This window comes from Pseudomonas fluorescens, from assembly GCF_902497775.2.
GTDB lineage: Bacteria > Pseudomonadota > Gammaproteobacteria > Pseudomonadales > Pseudomonadaceae > Aquipseudomonas > Aquipseudomonas putida_F.
On the sequence record NZ_OZ024668.1, the window covers coordinates 5,272,619 to 5,292,656 of the forward strand.

Annotated in this window: 18 protein-coding genes; 15 read left to right on the top strand and 3 right to left on the bottom strand. The window is 61.7% G+C overall.

The window, feature by feature from the left end; all coding sequences use genetic code 11:
• Positions 1-45 precede the first annotated feature (45 nt).
• The gene (locus F8N82_RS24210; protein ID WP_038997783.1) at positions 46-1,224 is read left to right on the top strand and encodes a PepSY-associated TM helix domain-containing protein; all 1,179 of its coding nucleotides are present in this window, start codon (positions 46-48) and stop codon (positions 1,222-1,224) included.
• A 233-nt stretch (positions 1,225-1,457) separates the two neighbouring features.
• Here the strand turns inward: F8N82_RS24210 and F8N82_RS24215 are convergent, their stop codons facing one another.
• Together F8N82_RS24215 and F8N82_RS24220 are read right to left on the bottom strand one after the other, a co-directional pair.
• On the bottom strand, positions 1,458-2,678 hold the full coding sequence (locus F8N82_RS24215; protein WP_038997784.1) for a CaiB/BaiF CoA transferase family protein: 1,221 nt from the start codon (positions 2,676-2,678) through the stop codon (positions 1,458-1,460).
• A gap of 13 nt (positions 2,679-2,691) precedes the next feature.
• Positions 2,692-3,873: an acyl-CoA dehydrogenase gene (locus F8N82_RS24220; protein ID WP_010222582.1), complete on the bottom strand. Its 1,182-nt coding sequence runs from the start codon at positions 3,871-3,873 to the stop codon at positions 2,692-2,694.
• Between the two features lie 160 nt (positions 3,874-4,033).
• Between F8N82_RS24220 and F8N82_RS24225 the strand changes: the two genes are divergently transcribed.
• The 10 genes from F8N82_RS24225 (at position 4,034) to F8N82_RS24270 (ending at position 13,811) form a co-directional block, all read left to right on the top strand.
• Entirely contained in the window at positions 4,034-4,960 is a 927-nt protein-coding gene (locus F8N82_RS24225; RefSeq protein ID WP_038999662.1) for a LysR family transcriptional regulator, read from the top strand.
• 406 nt (positions 4,961-5,366) lie between these two features.
• Entirely contained in the window at positions 5,367-6,488 is a 1,122-nt protein-coding gene (locus tag F8N82_RS24230; protein WP_038997785.1) for a Re/Si-specific NAD(P)(+) transhydrogenase subunit alpha, read from the top strand.
• An 11-nt stretch (positions 6,489-6,499) separates the two neighbouring features.
• On the top strand, positions 6,500-6,832 hold the full coding sequence (locus tag F8N82_RS24235; protein WP_038997786.1) for an NAD(P) transhydrogenase subunit alpha: 333 nt from the start codon (positions 6,500-6,502) through the stop codon (positions 6,830-6,832).
• Positions 6,833-6,834: 2 nt separating this feature from the next.
• Positions 6,835-8,271, top strand: a complete 1,437-nt coding sequence (locus F8N82_RS24240) for an NAD(P)(+) transhydrogenase (Re/Si-specific) subunit beta (protein WP_038997787.1) — start codon at positions 6,835-6,837, stop codon at positions 8,269-8,271.
• Positions 8,272-8,449: 178 nt separating this feature from the next.
• Positions 8,450-9,943 carry an acetyl-CoA hydrolase/transferase family protein gene (locus F8N82_RS24245; RefSeq protein WP_038997788.1) on the top strand — a complete coding sequence of 498 codons (1,494 nt, stop codon included), beginning with the start codon at positions 8,450-8,452 and terminating at the stop codon, positions 9,941-9,943.
• A 320-nt stretch (positions 9,944-10,263) separates the two neighbouring features.
• A complete protein-coding gene (locus F8N82_RS24250; protein WP_010222590.1) occupies positions 10,264-10,479 on the top strand; it encodes a DUF1127 domain-containing protein in 216 nt (71 codons plus the stop codon).
• Positions 10,480-10,775: 296 nt separating this feature from the next.
• Positions 10,776-11,093, top strand: a complete 318-nt coding sequence (locus tag F8N82_RS24255) for a DUF2388 domain-containing protein (protein WP_150777007.1) — start codon at positions 10,776-10,778, stop codon at positions 11,091-11,093.
• Positions 11,094-11,214: 121 nt separating this feature from the next.
• On the top strand, positions 11,215-11,508 hold the full coding sequence (locus F8N82_RS24260) for a DUF2388 domain-containing protein (protein WP_038997790.1): 294 nt from the start codon (positions 11,215-11,217) through the stop codon (positions 11,506-11,508).
• Between the two features lie 27 nt (positions 11,509-11,535).
• Complete coding sequence (locus tag F8N82_RS24265) at positions 11,536-11,856, top strand: DUF2388 domain-containing protein (protein WP_038997792.1); 321 nt, start codon at positions 11,536-11,538, stop codon at positions 11,854-11,856.
• Complete coding sequence (locus tag F8N82_RS24270) at positions 11,853-13,811, top strand: DUF4105 domain-containing protein (RefSeq protein ID WP_099050699.1); 1,959 nt, start codon at positions 11,853-11,855, stop codon at positions 13,809-13,811. The genes F8N82_RS24265 and F8N82_RS24270 overlap by 4 nt, the downstream gene beginning before the upstream one ends.
• Here the strand turns inward: F8N82_RS24270 and F8N82_RS24275 are convergent, their stop codons facing one another.
• A complete protein-coding gene (locus F8N82_RS24275) occupies positions 13,812-14,213 on the bottom strand; it encodes a GFA family protein (RefSeq protein ID WP_038997793.1) in 402 nt (133 codons plus the stop codon).
• 304 nt (positions 14,214-14,517) lie between these two features.
• Between F8N82_RS24275 and F8N82_RS24280 the strand changes: the two genes are divergently transcribed.
• The 4 genes from F8N82_RS24280 to F8N82_RS24295 all read left to right on the top strand — a co-directional run bounded on the left by F8N82_RS24280 (position 14,518) and on the right by F8N82_RS24295 (position 19,958).
• The gene (locus F8N82_RS24280) at positions 14,518-15,825 is read left to right on the top strand and encodes a CitMHS family transporter (RefSeq protein ID WP_038997794.1); all 1,308 of its coding nucleotides are present in this window, start codon (positions 14,518-14,520) and stop codon (positions 15,823-15,825) included.
• 75 nt (positions 15,826-15,900) lie between these two features.
• The gene (locus F8N82_RS24285) at positions 15,901-16,668 is read left to right on the top strand and encodes a TerC family protein (RefSeq protein ID WP_038997795.1); all 768 of its coding nucleotides are present in this window, start codon (positions 15,901-15,903) and stop codon (positions 16,666-16,668) included.
• 217 nt (positions 16,669-16,885) lie between these two features.
• Positions 16,886-18,544, top strand: coding sequence for a Na/Pi cotransporter family protein (locus tag F8N82_RS24290; protein WP_038997797.1), 1,659 nt, complete (start codon positions 16,886-16,888; stop codon positions 18,542-18,544).
• Between the two features lie 37 nt (positions 18,545-18,581).
• A complete protein-coding gene (locus F8N82_RS24295; RefSeq protein ID WP_038997798.1) occupies positions 18,582-19,958 on the top strand; it encodes a M16 family metallopeptidase in 1,377 nt (458 codons plus the stop codon).
• Positions 19,959-20,038: the final 80 nt, after the last annotated feature.

The window sequence follows — 20,038 nt, forward strand, 5'->3', positions numbered from 1 at the left end:
GCGCTGGCTTTGTTGCATCTGGCGACTTATTCCGGACCTCTACTCATGCGTCAGCTTTATGTACTGCTACACCGCTACCTCGGCCTGATCACCGCGCTGTTCCTGACCATGGCCGGCCTTACCGGCAGCGTCCTGGCCTTTCATCACGAACTGGACGAGTGGCTCAACCCGTCCTTCTACGAAGCCCCCGCCATGGGTGAGCGGCAGCAACCCGGGGTGCTTGTGGATAAGTTGCAGGCCGAGCACCCGCGGTTGCAGGTCTGGTACATGGAGTACCCGAACGAACCGGGGCATGCGGCGCTAATGGCAATGGTGCCGCGCAGCGATCCTGCGAGCGGCGAGCCCTATGCCGAGAAGAACACCGTGTTCTATCTCGATCCGGTCAGCGGTCTGACCCTGGGCCAGCGCTACTGGGGCGAATGCTGTTTCTCCCGCGAGAACTTCATGCCATTCATGCTCGAGCTTCACTACAGCCTGACCCTGCCCGGCAACTGGGGAATCTTGCTGATGGGTGTGGTGGCGATCATGTGGGTGATCGACTGCGTTATCGCCGTGCTGCTGACCTTGCCCCGTGGGCGACCGTTCTGGGGCAAGTGGGCGAAAGCCTGGAAGATCAAGGGTGGCCATGCCTATCGGCTGAACATGGATATCCACAGGGCGGGCGGTTTGTGGTTGTGGCTACTGCTGCTGCCGATTGCGATCAGCAGTGTGGCGATGAACTTGCCGGCCCAGGTGTTCAAACCGGCGGTGTCGCTGTTCTCACCGGTCGAGCCAAGCGTCTATGAAGCCCGTGGGGCCCTGCCCAAGGAGCAATTGGGGGTGACCCAGCTGAGCTACCAACAGGCCTACCAGCTGGCGCAGCAGGAGGGTCAGCGGCTGGGGCTGACAGCACCGATCGGTGAGCTGTACTACAGCTTCGAGTACAACTTCTATGGCGCGGGGTTCGGTCAGCACGATACCGATGCCCAGGGTAAGTCCTGGTTGTTCTTTCATGGGACTGACGGGCATTTGCTGGGCAAGGAGATTGCCGGGCAAGGCACCTTGGGGGAACGCTTTTACCGCTTGCAGTTACCCATACACGGCGGACGCATCATTGGTATGACAGGCCAGGTGTTGATTGCAGTGCTCGGGGTGATGATTGCAGTGCTGTCGTTGACCGGGGTGTATATCTGGTGGCGCAAGTTGCAGGCGCGGCGTAGTGGGAAGGTGCGCAGAGCTGAATAAGTGCTGGTGACACTTGGTGTGCTGGCTGTACCGGCCTCATCGAGGGGCAAGTCGAAGCGTCGCACCGCCGCACCACCACAGAAAGAGCAATCTGCAACCGCCAGAAAGACAAAACCCCTGTCTGCAGTGCAGACAGGGGTTTCGGAATGCACATCTGCAGGGGCGTCAAGGACTTATTTCAAACTTATGACAATAAGCCCCTGAAGCAGCTCTTCAATATAGAAGAGACGGTGTTAAAGCACGTTAGCGGCTCGCAATCGCTCGATCTCCGATGCCGCCAGGCCCAGCACCTCGCCGAGGATCTGCTCGGTATGCTCCCCCAGCAGCGGTGGCGCATGGCGATATTCCACCGGCGTCTCGGACAAGCGAATCGGGCTGGCCACTTGCGGTACCTGCCCGGCAAGCGGGTGCGGCATCTCGATCGCAAGCCCCCGGGCTTTAACCTGGGGATCGGCAAACATCTGCGCCAGGTCATTGATAGGCCCGCACGGCACACCTGCCTGTTCCAACTGCGCGACCCATTCAGCGGTGGTCTTGAACACCGTGGCCTGGCGGATCAGTGGAATCAGCTCGGCGCGATTGGCAACCCGCTGCTTATTAGTAGCAAAGCGCGGATCGTCCGCCCATTGCGGCTGGCCGGCAACCTCGGCGAACTTGCGGAACTGGCCGTCGTTGCCCACGGTGAGGATGAAGTCGCCGTCAGCAGTAGGGAAGTCCTGGTAAGGCACGATGTTGGGATGTGCGTTACCCAGACGCCGCGGCGGCGTACCCGTGGTGAGGTAGTTCATGGCCTGGTTGGCCAGGCAGGCAACCTGCACGTCGAGCAGCGCCATATCAATATGTTGACCGCCGCCATCGCGATCACGATGGGCGAGGGCAGCCAGGATGGCCACGGTCGAATACAGCCCGGTGAGGATATCGGTCAGTGCCACACCGACTTTCACCGGCCCCGCACCTTCTTCACCCTCCGGCCGTCCGGTCAGGCTCATCAAGCCGCCCAGCCCCTGGATCATGAAGTCATAGCCGGCGCGCTTGGCGTAGGGTCCGGTCTGGCCGAAGCCTGTGACCGAGCAATACACCAGGCGCGGGTTGATCGCCTTCAGGCTTTCATAGTCCAGCCCATAGGCCGCCAGCCCACCAACCTTGAAGTTCTCGATCAGCACGTCCGACTTGACCGCCAGCTCGCGTACCAAGCGTTGGCCCTCGGGCTGGGTGAAGTCGATGGTCAGCGAACGCTTGTTGCGATTGGCCGCCAGGTAATAGGCGGCCTCGCTGGTGTTCTCGCCGTAGGCATCCTTGAGGAAGGGCGGGCCCCAGGCGCGCGTATCATCGCCGCTGCCCGGGCGCTCGACCTTGATCACTTCGGCGCCGAGGTCCGCGAGTATCTGCCCGGACCAGGGCCCGGCCAGCACTCGCGACAGATCCAGCACCCGCAGATGAGATAGCGCGCCCATGGCTGGCTCCCTATTAATAGAAGGACTGGATGCCGGTCTGCGCGCGACCGAGGATCAGCGCGTGGACGTCATGGGTACCTTCATAGGTGTTGACCACCTCGAGGTTGACCAGGTGACGGGCTACACCGAACTCGTCGGAGATACCATTGCCACCGAGCATGTCACGGGCCATACGGGCGATGTCCAGGGCTTTGCCGCAGGAGTTGCGCTTCATGATCGAGGTGATTTCGACCGCAGCGGTGCCTTCGTCCTTCATCCGGCCCAGGCGCAGGCAGCCTTGCAGGGCCAGGGTGATTTCGGTCTGCATGTCGGCCAGTTTCTTCTGAATCAGCTGGTTGGCAGCCAGCGGGCGACCGAACTGCTTGCGGTCCAGGGTGTATTGGCGCGCGGTATGCCAGCAGGCTTCAGCGGCGCCCAGGGCACCCCAGGAGATGCCATAACGTGCGGAGTTCAGGCAGGTGAACGGACCTTTGAGGCCGCGTACATCCGGGAAGATGTTCTCTTCGGGCACGAACACGTTGTCCATGACGATCTCGCCGGTGATCGAGGCGCGCAGGCCGACCTTGCCGTGAATCGCCGGGGCGCTCAGGCCCTGCCAGCCTTTTTCCAGGACGAAACCACGGATGTCGCCAGCATCATCCTTGGCCCAGACCACGAACACATCGGCGATCGGGCTGTTGGTGATCCACATTTTGCTGCCGCTCAGGCGATAGCCACCGTCGACCTTCTTGGCGCGGGTGATCATTGAGCCCGGGTCGGAACCATGGTCTGGCTCGGTCAGGCCGAAGCAGCCGATCCATTCGCCGCTGGCGAGCTTGGGCAGATACTTCTGCTTTTGTGCCTCGGTGCCGAATTCGTTGATCGGCACCATGACCAGCGAGGACTGCACACTCATCATCGAACGGTAGCCGGAGTCGATACGCTCCACTTCCCGGGCAATCAGGCCGTAGCACACGTAGTTCAAGCCGCTGCCGCCGTACTGCTCGGGGATGGTTGCGCCGAGCAGGCCGACTTCGCCCATCTCGCGGAAGATCGCAGGGTCGGTCTGCTCGTGACGGAAGGCTTCCAGCACGCGCGGGGCCAGCTTGTCCTGGGCGAACTGATAAGCGCTGTCACGCACCATGCGCTCTTCTTCAGTGAGCTGTTGGTCGAGCAACAGCGGGTCGATCCAGTTGAAGCTTGCTTTACCGGCCATGAGCGAATCCTCGAAAAATGGGACCAGAGTTGTTGTGCATTGATCCTAGGCCCGTTCAGGCGACGAGACAAACGAGGATTGCGCATGATCTTGTGATAATTTCTCACTTCGTAATGGCCGCAAAGGCCATATTTACGTCCTATTAGTGAGGTTGATGTACATGCGGCGCAAGATCCCCAGTACTGCGGCCCTGGTCTGCTTCGAGACCGCCGCCCGCCACGAGAGCTTTACCAAGGCTTCCCAGGAGCTGTCCCTGACCCAGGGCGCCGTATGTCGGCAAATCGCCGGGCTTGAAGAGTTTCTTAATGTCGAACTGTTTCGCCGCTCCCGCCGCGGGGTGAAGCTCACCGAAGCCGGACTTTCCTATAGCCGCCGGGTCGCCACCCAGCTGGATGCAGTGGAGCGCGATACCTTGTCGGTAATGGGCCAGCAGGGCGCCAACGTCATCGAACTGGCAGTGGTACCGACCTTCGGCACCCAATGGCTGCTGCCGCGGCTCAAGGACTTCCAGCAACGCCACCCCGAGGTCACGGTCAACCTGACCAACCGCACCCGGCCATTCCTGTTTGCCGATACCAGCTTCGATGCGGCGATCTACTTCGGTGACGCCGACTGGTCGGGCACCGAGTCACATCGACTGATGGGCGAGAACCCCGTGCCGGTGTGCAGCCCGGCAATGCTGGCCGGCAATCAGCAACTGAGCCCCGAGCAGATAGCCCAGCTGCCACTGCTGCAGCAAACCACCCGACCCTACGCCTGGCGCCAGTGGTTCAACAGCCTGGAAATGAACGTCGCCCGCGACATGACCGGCCCGCGCTATGAGCTATTCTCGATGTTGGCACAGGCCGCCATGCACGAGATGGGCGTGGCGCTGATTCCGCCCTTCTTGATCCAGCGCGAGCTGGCAGAAGGGCGCCTGGTCGTGGCCAGCCCGCACGCGCTGTCGAGCATCAAGGCCTATTACCTGATGATCCCCGAGCGCAAGGTGGAATCGGCTTCGCTGCGCGCCTTTCGCGACTGGCTGGTGCGGGAGGCGAGCCGCTACGCCGCAGCCCATAAGGATGACAGCTACAATCTGACCCCGTAGTCAACAAAACTTTAAACCTACAGATGTAAGGAAATGTCGCATTTTGGCTAACTGTTTCAGGCAGCCTCTCAAAAGCCCTTAACCCTGCGGTTTATGCGGCCTTCACAGCATAAATCGCGCTTTCAGCCAGGCATTCAGCAAATTCGGCGGAAAAATTTCAATTTTTGCCGTAATCTCCCTGAAGCCCGCGCTTGGCGGGCTCCAGGCCTGTTCTTGCGACATTCGGTCACAGGGTGACTTGTAGTTTGATTGCCGTCACCCTTCAAAACTGGTTGAAGCGATTCAGGAATCACCTGCAAAATGCCGCGCCCCGCCTGAATTCGGCGGGATCGTGCTGATCGGCCGCCCCAGCGCACCATCCGCAGTGCACTGGTTTACCAACAAAAGATCACGCAGGAGAAATGACGTGCACATTGGTGTTCCTCTCGAAACGCAGACGGGCGAAACACGGGTTGCTGCAACCCCGGAAACCATCAAGAAACTGATTGGCCAGGGGCATCAGGTCACCGTCCAGAGCGGCGCCGGCATCAACGCCAGCGTTCCGGACAGTGCCTATGAAGCAGCAGGCGCCACTATTGGCAGCGCTGCCGATGCGTTTGGAGCTCAGCTGGTTCTCAAGGTTGTAGCCCCTGACGATAGCGAACTGGCCCAGATCAAGAGCGGCACCGTCCTGGTGGGTATGCTCAATCCGTTCAACAACGAAACCATCGCCAAGATGGCCGAGTGCGGCATTACCGCCTTTGCCCTTGAAGCTGCGCCGCGTACCTCGCGGGCGCAAAGCCTCGATGTGTTGTCGTCGCAGGCCAACATTGCCGGTTACAAGGCCGTGTTGCTGGCGGCTCACCACTATCCGCGCTTCATGCCGATGCTGATGACCGCTGCCGGTACCGTGAAGGCCGCGCGCGTGCTGATTCTCGGCGCCGGTGTCGCGGGGCTGCAGGCCATTGCCACGGCCAAGCGCCTGGGTGCGGTGATCGAAGCCTCGGACGTGCGTCCGGCGGTGAAGGAGCAGATCGAGTCGCTGGGCGCCAAGTTCATCGATGTCCCTTACGAGACCGATGAAGAGCGCGAGTGCGCCGAAGGCGTCGGCGGTTACGCCCGGCCCATGCCGGCCAGCTGGATGCAGCGCCAGGCCCTGGCGGTGCACGAGCGCGCCAAGCAGGCCGATATCGTCATTACCACTGCACTGATCCCCGGCCGCAAGGCACCGACCTTGCTCAGCGCCGAAACCGTGGCGCAGATGAAACCCGGTTCGGTGGTCATTGACCTCGCCGCAGCCCAGGGTGGCAACTGCCCGCTGACCGTCGCCGACCAGGTGGTGGTGGAGCAGGGCGTGACCATCGTCGGCCCGACCAACCTGCCAGCCCAGGTTGGCGCGGATGCCTCGGCGTTGTACGCGCGCAACCTGCTCGACTTCATGAAGCTGCTGTTCGACAAAGACGGTGCGCTGACGATCAACCTCGAAGACGACATCGTCGCCGCGTGCCTGATGTGCCGCGACGGCCAGGTCATCCGCAAGAACGGATAAGGAGCCAGACAATGGAAGACATGCTGATCTCTCACGGCGTCTATAACCTGATCATCTTCGTGCTGGCGATCTATGTCGGTTACCACGTGGTCTGGAACGTTACCCCGGCACTGCACACCCCACTGATGGCAGTCACCAACGCCATCTCCGCCATCGTCATCGTCGGCGCCATGCTGGCCGCTGCGCTAACCGTCACGCCGCTGGGCAAAACCATGGGCACCCTCGCGGTGGCGCTGGCAGCGGTGAACGTATTCGGTGGTTTCCTCGTCACCCGGCGCATGCTGGAGATGTTCAAGAAGAAAGCCCCCGGCAAGGGCGCAGCGAAGCAAGAGGGGCAGAAGTAAACATGAGCATGAACCTGGTAACACTTCTCTACCTTGTCGCCTCGGTGTGCTTCATCCAGGCACTCAAGGGCCTGTCGCACCCGACCACGTCGAGGCGCGGCAACCTGTTCGGCATGCTCGGCATGGCCCTGGCGGTGATCACCACCATCGGCCTCATCTATAAGCTGGGCGCAGAGCTGGCCACCGATGGCATCGGCTACGTCATTGTCGGCCTGCTGGTCGGCGGTACCGCCGGCTCGATCATGGCCAAGCGCGTTGAAATGACCAAGATGCCCGAGCTGGTCGCCTTCATGCACAGCATGATCGGCCTGGCCGCGGTGTTCATCGCCATTGCCGCGGTGGTCGAGCCGCAATCGCTGGGCATCGTTGCCAGCATCAGCGACCCGATCCCCACCGGTAACCGTCTGGAACTGTTCCTCGGCGCGGCCATTGGTGCGATCACCTTCTCGGGTTCGGTTATTGCCTTCGGCAAGCTCTCGGGCAAGTACAAGTTCCGCCTGTTCCAGGGCGCACCGGTACAGTTCAGCGGCCAACACAAACTGAACCTGGTCCTGGGCCTTGCCACCATCGGCCTGGGCCTGGTGTTCACCTTCACCGGCAGCTACAGCGCCTTTGCCCTGATGCTGGTCCTGGCGTTCATCATGGGCGTGCTGATCATCATCCCGATTGGCGGCGCCGACATGCCGGTCGTGGTCTCGATGCTCAACAGCTACTCGGGCTGGGCGGCGGCCGGTATCGGCTTCTCGCTGAACAACTCGATGTTGATCATCGCCGGCTCCCTGGTCGGTTCGTCCGGTGCGATCCTCTCGTACATCATGTGCAAGGCGATGAACCGTTCGTTCTTCAACGTGATCCTCGGCGGTTTCGGCGGTGCGACAGAAGCGGCCGGCCCGGCGGGCGCCAAGGAAGCCCGTCCGGTGAAATCCGGTTCAGCCGACGACGCAACCTTCCTACTCAGCAACGCCGACACCGTGATCATCGTCCCCGGCTACGGCCTGGCGGTGGCCCGTGCCCAGCACGCACTGAAAGAGCTGACCGAGAAGCTGACCCACAACGGTGTGACCGTGAAGTACGCGATCCACCCGGTGGCGGGGCGCATGCCCGGGCACATGAACGTACTGCTGGCCGAAGCCGAAGTGCCGTACGACCAGGTGTTCGAGATGGACGACATCAACTCCGAGTTCGGCCAGGCCGACGTGGTCCTGGTGCTCGGCGCCAACGACGTGGTCAACCCGGCGGCGAAGAACGATCCGAAGTCGCCGATTGCCGGTATGCCGATCCTCGAGGCCTTCAAGGCCAAGACCATCATCGTCAACAAGCGCTCCATGGCCAGCGGTTACGCCGGCCTGGATAACGAGCTGTTCTACCTGGACAAGACCATGATGGTTTTCGGCGACGCCAAAAAGGTCATCGAAGACATGGTCAAAGCGGTCGAATAAGCCGCTGAACCTACTGTGACAAATAGCCCCAGCGCGGTACCGGCTGGGGCTTTTTCATGCCCGGCCAGCCGACGGAAGGCTCTAATTCAGGGCTTCGCATTCGACCTTGGTCGCGGGACGAAGCCAGGCGAAAACACTAGACTGCGCATCTAGCTTAAGTAGCCCGAGATAACAATCCATGTACCGTGATCGTATCCGCTTGTCCTCCCTGCACAGCAAGGTAATGAGTGCGGCTGATGCCGCTGGCCTGATCGAGGACGGCATGACCGTCGGCATGAGCGGTTTTACCCGCGCCGGTGAAGCCAAGGCCGTGCCCCATGCACTGGCCGAGCGCGCCAAGACGTCGCCGCTGCAGATCAGCCTGATGACCGGCGCAAGCCTGGGCAACGACCTCGACAAACAACTGACCGAGGCCGGTGTTCTGGCCCGTCGCATGCCGTTCCAGGTCGACAGCACCCTGCGCAAGGCCATCAACGACGGCAAGGTCATGTTCATCGACCAGCACTTGTCGGAAACCGTCGAGCAGCTGCGCAACCAGCAGCTCAAGCTGCCGGACATCGCGGTCATCGAAGCGGTCGCTATCACTGAGCAAGGCCACATCGTGCCGACCACCTCAGTGGGCAACTCGGCCAGCTTCGCGATTTTCGCCAAACAGGTGATCGTCGAGATCAACCTGGCGCACAACGCCAACCTGGAAGGCCTGCACGACATCTATATCCCGACCTACCGTCCGACCCGTACGCCAATCCCGCTGGTAAAAGTCGATGACCGCATCGGCAGCACCGCGATCCCGATCGACCCGACCAAGATCGTCGGCATCGTCATCACCGAGCAGCCGGACTCGCCGTCCACCGTACTGCCGCCCGATGACGAAACCCAGGGTATCGCCAACCACCTGATCAACTTCCTCAAGCAGGAAGTCGACGCCGGGCGCATGACCAACAAGCTCGGCCCGCTGCAGGCCGGTATCGGCAGCATCGCCAACGCGGTGATGTGCGGCCTGATCGACTCGCCGTTCGAAGACCTGACCATGTACTCCGAAGTACTCCAGGATTCGACCTTCGACCTGATCGACGCTGGCAAGCTGAGCTTCGCCTCGGGCAGCTCGATCACCCTGTCGACCCGCCGCAATGCCGACGTCTTCGGCAACCTGGAACGCTACAAGGACAAACTGGTCCTGCGCCCACAGGAAATCTCCAACCACCCGGAAGTGGTTCGCCGACTGGGCATCATCGGCATCAATACCGCTCTTGAGTTCGACCTGTATGGCAACGTCAACTCCACACACGTCTGCGGCACGCGGATGATGAACGGCATCGGTGGCTCGGGCGACTTCGCCCGCAACGCGCACCTGGCGATCTTCGTCACCAAGTCGATTGCCAAGGGCGGGGCGATTTCCAGCGTGGTGCCGATGGTCAGCCACGTCGACCACACCGAGCACGACGTCGACATCCTCGTCACCGAGCAGGGCCTTGCTGACCTGCGCGGCCTGGCGCCACGCGAACGTGCCCGGGTAATCATCGACAACTGCGTGCACCCGGATTACCGCGACGCGCTGAACGACTACTTCACCCGCGCCTGCGAACGCGGTGGCCACACTCCGCACATCCTGCGCGAAGCCCTGGCCTGGCACGAAAACCTGGAAGAAACCGGGCGCATGCTCGCCAGCTGACCTGCACAGTCACCCGCCGGTTGTGTGCAATGCCAACCGGTCGGGCAACTGATTTATTAGTTCAGACAAAAACTGTTCTACTGTACCGGTGTTTTCATCGCCATTTTCCGTTCCTCGCGTCCTCTCCTGATCATAAATGCACCATTTCAGTGCTGACCAGTACAGTTGCGCCTATTCCGAGTGCAACAGTCGCTTAAAACAGTTAACTGGCCCATCACAATGTAGGTGAACTGTATCTACTGTTATGGACGACAGAGGAGGATCATTGGCATCAGTTAAATCACTACCTAATGCCGCCACAAGCGGAAGGATGACACATCATGGAACGTACCCTCAGTTCCGATCTGGTTTTCGAAAACACCGCCGAACAATCCAAGGCCTCGCTGCCACTGCGCCTGCTGGCCAACCTGATGCTGTGGCAACGCCGCATCGCCAGCCGCCACCAACTGGCTCGCCTGGACTCGCGTCTGCTGGCTGATGCCGGTATCAGCGAAGCACAACGCTACGAAGAGCTGAGCAAGCCTTTCTGGCGTTAATGCAGGGCTCGCCGGCCAAGGCCGGCACCTCGAATCCCCAAAACCCGTCGCAGGTGACTGCTGACGGGTTTTGTCGTTTAAAGGCCCTGAATAGAGCGGTTACGCAACATACCGGTACAGTTTTTTATTTAAAAATATTGGCAGGTACAGTTGATAAATCTTGCTACGATCCGGTCCAATCCGCAGATTACACTCGCGTGATACCCTTAACGTACCCAGCTTGGTAAAAAGTAGCGCAACAAGCTGAGCGTGCGTCTGACATAAGAACCACCAAAAGCCTATCCAGGAGATCGACCATGTTCCATTCACGCTTGTTTGGCGCCGCGCTGCTGCTGGCCCTGGCTTCCACTGCCAACGCCACCAGCTTTGTCGTCACCACCGATACCGTCGTTCGTGGTGTCGCCGCCTCCACCGATGCCACCTCCGATGTGTCGTCTTCGTTCCGTGACGACAAGATTGTCCAGGCCGCCCGTGACGACGCTGCCAGCTTCGTTGCCAGCCACGGTGACATCCGCGGCGCAAAACTGGAGAGCGCTTTCGCTCATATCCGCCAGCAGACTCCAACCCTGCAAGCCAGCGACGCACAACTGGCACAGGCCATCCTGGCGCCCTGAAACTGATCGCTTCCGGCCCCCTGCATGTAACAACGTGCAACTAAGCCGGACCCTCTGCGCTGGTCCTCACCAGCGCATTGGGATAGCCTTTGCCGCCTGATTCAGCTGCCGTTCGAGACCCATGCGTTATCTGTCATTGCTGTTGCTCGTGTTCTGCTGGAGCGGCGCCGCCCAGGCGCTGGACCTGACCGCCAACAACCTTGTCGTCAGTGGTTACGTCACCAGCAAAGTGACGTCGGTGCCCTTCGATCGCAAACTGCTGCTGGCCGCCCATGACGATGCCGCCGCTTTTGTAGCCAGCGATGGCCAATGGCGAGGCGCTCGCCTTGAGGCTGCCTTGAGCCGGCTGCGCCAGGCCAACCCGGAACTTCATGCCAGCGACCTTGAACTGGCGCAGGCAATTCTCGTCCAATGATTACTTCTGTTCTCCCGGAGATGTTCCATGCGTAACCCGCTGATTGCCGCCACCCTTGGCCTTCTGCTGCTGGCCGATGTGGCCCAGGCACAAACCCTGGTGGCCACCAGCAACATCATCGTTCGTGCCTTTGGCCGCTCGATCGACTTCACCTCCGACACCACCACTTCGATTCGCGACTCCAAAGTCGTGCGCGAAGCCCGCGACGATGCCGCCAGCTACGTCGCCAGCCGTGGCGAGATCCGTGGCGCGCAACTCGAAGCCGCCTTCAACACCCTGCGCCAGCGTGTTCCAGAAGCGCGCCAGGCCAGCGACCAGGTCCTGGCTGAAGCCATTCTCGCGCTGTGAAGCCAGTGCGTGCCTGGCTGCTGGGTTGCCTGCTGATACTGTTCGCCAGCCCGGCACTGGCCGACCTGCAGCTGGTGCTGCAGGCCAATGGTTTGAACCCGCAGCAACAGCGGGCCAGCCAGGCGTTGCTGGACGAAGCCCTGCAGGCTCTGCCGCCACGCTTCAAGACCCGCCTTGACCGCCGCATCCAGGTCAGCTGGAGCAGCCGCATGCCGGCAGACGCCTACGGCCAGGCGTCGCTGGTCTCCACCCTGGAACTCAACAGCCGCCTGCTGCAGGGCCTTACCGATGGCAGCGCCGCCACGCAAAAGACCGGCCGCCCCCACGGCACCGTGCGCCAGGAGCTGCTGGCCACCGTCCTGCATGAACTGACCCACATCTATGACCGCGCCCGCCTGTGGCAGGGCGCGCAACGGCGGCTGATCACCCAGTGCGCCCGGCAGCAGAACAGCCAGGGCAAAATCGGCCTGCCCGAGCAATGCCGCGGCCAGACCGAACGCCGTTTTACCCTCAGCGACGACCCGCGCCTGCTCGACCTGGCTGGCTGGCCGCAATATGTCGGCCGTCGCGGCGAGCGCGAGCAGCACAACCGTCAGGTGGCCCGCAGCCCCGACAGCTATGAGCTGAGCAGCCCCAAGGAGTTCATTGCGGTCAACATGGAGTACTTCCTGCTTGACCCAAGCTTTGCCTGCCGCCGGCCGGCTTTGCAGACGTACCTGAAAGAGCATTTCGACTGGGCGCCGGAACACCCACCGTGCCCGAGCGCATTGCCGTTTCTCAACGCCGGCAATGACTTTGCCAAATCGCCGCTGGGCGAGATCGACCCCGAGCGGGTCTATGCCGTGGATTACCTGCTGGCCGAAGCCAACCAGAACTGGGTCAGCCGCTGGGGCCACAGCATGTTGCGCCTGGTCATCTGCGCTCCGGGGCGTCCGCGCGGGCCGGACTGCCGCCTGGATCTGGACCAGCACCTGGTGCTGTCGTACCGGGCGTTCGTCAATGATGTGCAGCTGTCGAGCTGGGACGGCTTGACCGGTGCTTACCCGTCGCGACTGTTCGTCTTGCCATTGGCCCAGGTGATCGACGAGTACACCAAGACCGAACTGCGCAGCCTGGCCTCGATTCCGCTCAGGCTCAACCGTGACGAACTGCAAAGCCTGGTGCGCCAGGCCGCCGAGATGCACTGGAGCTACGACGGCAACTACTACTTCCTGTCCAACAACTGTGCGGTCGAAACCCTCAAGCTGTTACGCAGCGGCACCGCCAATCCACGCCTGAACGACCTGGACAGCATCGTCCCCAATGGCTTGCTCGAAGTGCTCGAAGGTCGCGGCCTGGCTGATGTCAGTGTGCTCGACGACCCACGCGAGGCGCTGCGCCTGGGTTACCGTTTCGACTCCTACCGCGACCGCTACCAGGCCATGTTCCTGGTACTGAAGAAGCAACTGCCGATCAAGCAGGACAACGTCGAGGCCTGGCTCGAGCAATCCGCCGAACAACGCCAGCAGTGGTTTGCCCAGGCTGACCTGCGCACCAGTGCAGCGTTGCTGCTACTTGAGCAAGCCAGCCTGCGCCGCCAGTTGCTGCTGGCCCAGGACGAGGTCAAGCAACGTTACCTGACCGGGCGGGAGCTCAATGACGCCAGCGTCGGCAAGGCCAACAACACCCTGCAGCAGATTCTCGCCAACAGCGGTTTTCTCAGCCGCCCGGCGGAGCTGCTGGGCAGCAGTGGCTACGGCTTGCCCCAGGCCAGCGAACGGGAAAAGCTACTGAGTGAAACCAGCCAGCGGCAAAAACAGCTGCAAACCCTCAGTGCCGACCTCGACAAAGAGGTCCGCGCCTTGCTCGGCCCGGCTCGCGCCGCTGAAATCAAAGCGGTCGAGGCCAATATCAGGCAGGTGGGGGAACACCTGCGCGCCTTGCACAAGGCCAGCGGTGGCCTGCAACTGCCCTGATCACAGGGTCTCGCCGCGTTCCTCTGGCAACTGTTCATCCAGGTGCAACCAGGGCAGACGACTGTCGACCCAGATATGCCGGTTCGGCAGCGCCAACTCCGGCTGGTCGAGGGTGGTCACAGTAATATCGATGCTCTGCGGGCTCAGGTCAGTGGTCAGCGCAACATGGGCGCCACAACGGCTACAGAAATAGCGCACACAACTGGCCGACGAGTCGTAGCGTTGCGGCGTACCGCTCAACCATTGGAAATCATCGCAACTCACGGTCAGCCAGGTGATCAGCAAACCGCCACTGACCCGTCGGCACACCGAGCAATGGCAGTGGGCAACATCCGTCAACGGACCTTGAATCCGGTAACGCAGGGCGCCGCAATGGCAGCCGCCTTCGTACGTATCACGCATCGCTCCCTCCTGTTGCCTGCTGGCTGATAGCCAACAATGCACCTCTCGTCGGGTTTGGGCCAGCGAAAGCTGGCTGAAAGCTTCCCGTCTTAGGATTGCCCCCACTACCGGCACAAGACCGGTCAGCCAGGGCCCCATTCGATTGATGCGGCGCCCGGCCCAATTAACAACAACAATGGTGATACTGATGCTTTCCTACGTCCGCCTCCCTGCAGCAATCCCTCCGCTATTCCACGCGCCGCGCCCTGTGCGCTGATCCGCCCGAAACGTTCTTCCTTCGACGCGCTACGCCTGGAGTACTCCCATGCTGACCTTCCTCGGCTTTGCCATGGTCATCACCTTCATGTACCTGATCATGACCAAGCGCCTGTCGGCCTTGATCGCGCTGATCCTGGTACCGATCCTGTTCGCTCTGTTCGGCGGTTTCTCGGGCGATATCGGCCCGATGATGCTGCAAGGCATTACCAAGCTGGCGCCCACCGGCGTGATGCTGATGTTTGCCATCCTGTACTTCGCCCTGATGATCGACTCCGGCCTGTTCGACCCGGCCGTGCGCAAGATCCTCAAGCTGGTCAAGGGCGACCCGCTGAAAGTCTCGGTGGGCACCGCGGTGCTGGCCCTGGTGGTATCGATGGATGGCGACGGCGCCACCACTTACATGATCTGCGTGGCGGCCATGCTGCCGCTGTACAGCCGCCTGGGCATGAGCCCGCGGATCATGGCCGGGTTGATCATTCTCGCTGGCGGCATCATGAACATGACCCCCTGGGGTGGCCCGACCGCCCGCGCCGCCAGCGCCCTGCATGTCGACCCTTCGGAGATTTTCGTGCCGATGATCCCGGCCATGCTCGCCGGTGTAGTGGCGCTGCTGGCTATCGCCTATATGTACGGCAAGCGTGAACGCGCACGCCTGGGTGAGTTGCACCTGCCGGGCGATGAAATCGATCACAGCGAAATCAGCGTTTCGCAGTTCCCGGACGCCCGCCGCCCGAAGCTGTTGTGGTTCAACGGCGCCCTGACCGCGCTGCTGATGGTCTCGCTGATCATGGGCCTGCTGCCGCTGCCGGTGCTGTTCATGATCGCCTTCAGTATCGCCATGATCGTCAACTACCCGTGCCTGCAGCAGCAGAAGGACCGCATCGCCGCCCACTCCGGCAGCGTGCTGGCGGTGACCGGGCTGATTTTCGCCGCCGGTATCTTCACCGGCATCCTCTCCGGCACCGGCATGGTCGACGCCATGTCCAAGAGCCTGCTGGCGGTCATCCCGGATGCGCTGGGCCCTTACCTGGCGGTCATTACCGCAATCGTGAGCATGCCGTTCACCTTCTTCATGTCCAACGACGCCTTCTACTACGGGGTGTTGCCGGTGCTGTCGGAAGCGGCCAGCCACTACGGCATCTCGCCGGTGGAAATGGCCCGCGCGTCGATCGTCGGCCAGCCCGTGCATCTGCTCAGCCCGCTGGTACCCTCTACCTACCTGTTGGTGGCCCTGGCCGGCATCGAGTTCGGCGATCATCAGCGCTTCACCCTGAAGTGGGCAGTGCTGATCTGCCTGTGCATAATGCTCGCCGCGCTGCTCATGGGAATTTTCCCCCTGTTCAGTAGCCTATAAGACAACAGAATCACCTAACCGCAGCCGCGCCCCATTGCCTGGGGCGTTCTGCTTACATCGTTCGAAGGAATACACATGGAATGGCTGACCAGCCCAGAGATCTGGGTTGCCTTTTTTACTCTGACGGCGCTTGAGATCGTTCTCGGGATCGACAACATCATCATGATCTCGATCCTGGTCAGCCGCATGCCCAAGCACATGCAGCAGCGCACCCGGATCTTCGGCCTGGCGCTGGCCATGGTCACCCGGATTCTCCTGCTGCTGTCGATCACCTGGGTGATGCGCCTGACCGCCGACCTGTTCGTGGTGCTCGATCAGGGTATTTCCGGACGCGACCTGATCCTGTTCTTCGGCGGCCTGTTCCTGCTGTGGAAAAGTTCCCAGGAGATCTACCACGGCCTGGAAGGTGAAGACGAAACCGGCGACGAGCCAAGCGGCGCCGGCGGCAAGTTCTTCTACACCATTATCCAGATCGCGATCATCGACATCGTCTTCTCCCTGGACTCGGTGATTACTGCGGTGGGTATGGTTTCCCACGTACCGGTGATGATCGCCGCGATCGTCGTCGCCGTACTGGTGATGATGCTCTGCGCGGGTGCCATCAGTAACTTCATCGACAAGCACCCGTCGCTGAAGATGCTCGCGCTTTCGTTCCTGATCGTGGTCGGTACCGTGCTGATTGCCGAATCCTTCGACGTGCACGTGCCGAAAGGCTACGTCTACTTCGCCATGGCGTTCTCGCTGGCGGTCGAAGCGATCAACATCAAGATGCGCACGGCCATGGCCAAGAAGAAGCAACAGAGCGATCCAGTGAAACTTCGCAAGGACATCCCGGGTCAGTAATCCCGGTGCTGTTGAAAAGGGCCCTGCGGGGCCCTTTTTTCATCTGGCTTGATGACAGTTTTATTTCAAAGGCTGCCGTGGCTATGCGATGCTGGCGCCACGGCCATTGGCCGACTACAGCTTAAGTGAGCACTGGGAAAAACCGCCTGGCAGCAGGACAGGCTCACGGCATCATCCATTTGCCCCACTGGGGCACATTCAACAGGGGGCCTTTTCAATGCTGACCCTGCTCAATCTGCTTTCCGCCGTGGCGTTGCTGATCTGGGGCACGCACATCGTGCGTACCGGTATCCTGCGGGTGTACGGCTCGAACCTGCGCCGGGTGCTGAGCCAGAACATGTCCAAGCGACCTTTGGCCTTTGTCGCCGGCATCCTGGTCACAGCAATGGTGCAAAGCAGCAACGCCACGGCGATGCTGGTGACTTCGTTCGTCGGCCAGAGCCTGATGGGCCTGACCCCGGCGCTGGCGATCATGCTCGGTGCCGATGTCGGTACCGCGCTGATGGCGCGGGTGCTGACCTTTGACTTGTCGTGGCTGTCACCGCTGCTGATCTTTCTCGGGGTGATCTTCTTTCTTTCCCGCAAGCAGACCCGCGCCGGGCAAATGGGTCGTGTCGGTATCGGCCTGGGCCTGATCATCCTCGCCCTGCAGCTGATCGTCGAAGCAGCGGCGCCGATCACCCACGCACAGGGCGTGAAAGTGCTGTTCGCCTCGCTGACCGGCGATATCCTGCTCGATGCCCTGGTTGGCGCCCTGTTCGCACTGATTTCCTACTCAAGCCTTGCCGCCGTGTTGCTCACCGCGACCCTGGCCGGCGCCGAGCTGATCAGCCTGCCGGTGGCCATCGGCCTGGTCATCGGCGCCAACATCGGCAGCGGCCTGCTGGCCTTTCTCAGTACCAGCATGCAGAACGCCGCCGGCCGCCAGGTGGCGCTGGGCAGTCTGCTGTACAAGCTGATCGGCCTGGTACTGATCATTCCCGTGCTCAATCCGCTGGTGGCGTGGATGGACAGCCTGAGTTTCAGCCCTCAGGAACTGGTGATCGGCTTTCACCTGCTCTACAACACCCTGCGCTGCCTGATCCTGCTGCCCACGGTCACGCCCATGGGCCGCCTGTGCCGCTGGCTGCTGCCCGAACGCGAAGAAACCAACGGCCGTGCCCGGCCACGGCACCTGGACGCCACCGCACTGACCACGCCAAGCCTGGCCCTGGCCAACGCAGTGCGCGAAACCCTGCGTATGGGCGACCTGGTCGACAGCATGCTCGATGCCATGCTCAATGTGCTGCGCGGCACCCAGACTGCCATGACCCAGCAGATGCGTAGCCTGGGCGAGGACGTCGAGGCGCTGTACAACGCTATCAAGCTGTACCTGGCGCAAATGCCCCGCGAAGACCTCAGCGAGCAGGACAGCCGGCGCTGGGCCGAGATCATTGAACTGGCGATCAACCTCAAGCTGGCTGCCGACCTCATCGAGCGCATGCTGCGCAAAGTTCAGCAACAGAAGACTTCACAGCGCCGGGAGTTTTCTGAGGTTGGCCTGGAAGAACTTACCGGCCTGCACAGCCAGTTGCTGGCAAATCTGCGCCTGGGCCTGTCAGTGTTTCTCAGTGCCGATCCGGAAAGCGCCCGCCAGCTACTGCGGGAAAAACGCCGCTTCCGCGCCCAGGAACGGCGCCTGGCCCACGCCCATGTCAGCCGACTGCAACGTAAAGTGGTGCAGAGTATCGAGACCAGCTCGTTGCACCTGGAACTGATCGCCGACATGAAACGATTGAACTCCTTGTTCTGCAGCAGTGCCTATGTGGTATTGGGCGGCTCCGATACCGGCGGCCTGCTGCTCGACAGCGTGCCGGACGACGCTCATTCACCGTGATTGCTCCACCCCAAGAACTCCCGCAAGGAAGCTCGCCATGCGTTGCCTGATGTTCATATGCCTGCTGCTGGGTTGCGCACCCGGCTTTGCCCTCGACCGCTCCCAGGTCGAAGGCTACCTGCTGCCCAACGGCCTGCAGGTAGTGCTCAAGTCAGGTTACGAACGCAACCATGTGTCGATCCGCCTGGTGGTCGGTGTCGGCTTCGATGACTTCCCCTGTGAGCGCCAGGAGCTGCCGCACCTGCTCGAACACCTGCTGTTCAGCGGTATCGACGAGGGCGGCGAGGGCGGCCTGGAAGAGCGCATGCAAGCCCTGGGTGGGGAGTGGAACGCCTATACCAGCAGCGCCGATACCACCTTCGTCATCGAAGCGCCGGCGCGCAACCAGCGCAAGGTGCTCGACCTGCTGTTGGCGGTAATTAACGACACCCAGATCGATGAAAAGGCCCTGGAGCTGTCCAAGCGCATCGTCGAGCGCGAAGACGGTGGGCATTACTCGCACCTGCAGCGCTGGCTCGACCGCCAGGACATCGGCCACCCGGCCAGCGATCAACTGGCTGTGGAGCTGGGGCTCAAATGTGCCGAGCGCTCATCGATCGAGGACATGACCCTGGAAGAGGTCAACGACCTGCGCCAGCACTGGTACGCGGCCAACAACATGACCCTGATCGTCGTCGGTGGACTCGACCGTCTGCTGCCAGCCTACCTGGAACGCACCTATGGCGAGCTAGCAGCGGTCGAGCCGGGTGAGCGGCGGGTGCTCGATGGCGTCACGCATAAAGCCGAAACCCGCCGCGAATTGACCCGCGGCTGGCTGGGCGACAGCGCACGCCTGCACTGGCTGTTCCTCGAGCCCGTCCTGGACAACGACCACGGCCAGACCTGGGACCTGCTGCAGCGCTACCTGGATTGGGCGCTGTACGACGAGCTGCGGCTCAAGCACGGGTTTTCCTACGGCCCGTTCAGCCAGCGCAAAAGCTTTGGGGATACCGGGCTGATGGTGCTCAGCGCCGACTTGGACCGCGCCGATATCGATGCCGCCGAACAGGCCCTGGCCGCCATGCTCGAACGCCTGCGCAAACATGGCCTGGACCCGGCCACCTTCCAGCGCATCAAGCAGGCTGCCATCGACCGCGAAGCCTGGTCGACCCAAGGCAACAGTGCCCTGGCCGATTATTACTGGGGCGCCTTGAACGACTTTGACGGAGGACGATTTGCCGATCCGGCGCGGGCGTTGCGCAGGATCAGCCTGGCAGACGCCAACCGGGCCCTGGAGCAGTTGCTGACCGAGCCTGGCTATGTGCGGATCGAGAAGCCGCTGCTCAGTTATGACGAGCTGTATGGGTGGGTGGCGCTGGCGGTGGGGGTGTTGTTGGCCGGGGTGTTGATATGGGGGCGGCGGCGTTCCCGCTGAAATCATCGTGGGGCAAGCCGGTCCTACAGGTTCTACTAACCCCGCTATGGAGTATCCTGTGAAGGTTTTTACCTGACCTT

Bases quoted from the DNA above. Each gene is read 5' to 3' on its own strand.
- F8N82_RS24210 (WP_038997783.1), top strand. From the start codon at position 46: ATGCGTCAGCTTTATGTACTGCTACACCGCTACCTCGGCCTGATCACC.
- F8N82_RS24215 (WP_038997784.1), bottom strand. From the start codon at position 2,678: ATGGGCGCGCTATCTCATCTGCGGGTGCTGGATCTGTCGCGAGTGCTG.
- F8N82_RS24220 (WP_010222582.1), bottom strand. From the start codon at position 3,873: ATGGCCGGTAAAGCAAGCTTCAACTGGATCGACCCGCTGTTGCTCGAC.
- F8N82_RS24225 (WP_038999662.1), top strand. From the start codon at position 4,034: ATGCGGCGCAAGATCCCCAGTACTGCGGCCCTGGTCTGCTTCGAGACC.
- F8N82_RS24235 (WP_038997786.1), top strand. From the start codon at position 6,500: ATGGAAGACATGCTGATCTCTCACGGCGTCTATAACCTGATCATCTTC.
- F8N82_RS24240 (WP_038997787.1), top strand. From the start codon at position 6,835: ATGAGCATGAACCTGGTAACACTTCTCTACCTTGTCGCCTCGGTGTGC.
- F8N82_RS24245 (WP_038997788.1), top strand. From the start codon at position 8,450: ATGTACCGTGATCGTATCCGCTTGTCCTCCCTGCACAGCAAGGTAATG.
- F8N82_RS24250 (WP_010222590.1), top strand. From the start codon at position 10,264: ATGGAACGTACCCTCAGTTCCGATCTGGTTTTCGAAAACACCGCCGAA.
- F8N82_RS24255 (WP_150777007.1), top strand. From the start codon at position 10,776: ATGTTCCATTCACGCTTGTTTGGCGCCGCGCTGCTGCTGGCCCTGGCT.
- F8N82_RS24260 (WP_038997790.1), top strand. From the start codon at position 11,215: ATGCGTTATCTGTCATTGCTGTTGCTCGTGTTCTGCTGGAGCGGCGCC.
- F8N82_RS24265 (WP_038997792.1), top strand. From the start codon at position 11,536: ATGCGTAACCCGCTGATTGCCGCCACCCTTGGCCTTCTGCTGCTGGCC.
- F8N82_RS24275 (WP_038997793.1), bottom strand. From the start codon at position 14,213: ATGCGTGATACGTACGAAGGCGGCTGCCATTGCGGCGCCCTGCGTTAC.
- F8N82_RS24280 (WP_038997794.1), top strand. From the start codon at position 14,518: ATGCTGACCTTCCTCGGCTTTGCCATGGTCATCACCTTCATGTACCTG.
- F8N82_RS24285 (WP_038997795.1), top strand. From the start codon at position 15,901: ATGGAATGGCTGACCAGCCCAGAGATCTGGGTTGCCTTTTTTACTCTG.
- F8N82_RS24290 (WP_038997797.1), top strand. From the start codon at position 16,886: ATGCTGACCCTGCTCAATCTGCTTTCCGCCGTGGCGTTGCTGATCTGG.
- F8N82_RS24295 (WP_038997798.1), top strand. From the start codon at position 18,582: ATGCGTTGCCTGATGTTCATATGCCTGCTGCTGGGTTGCGCACCCGGC.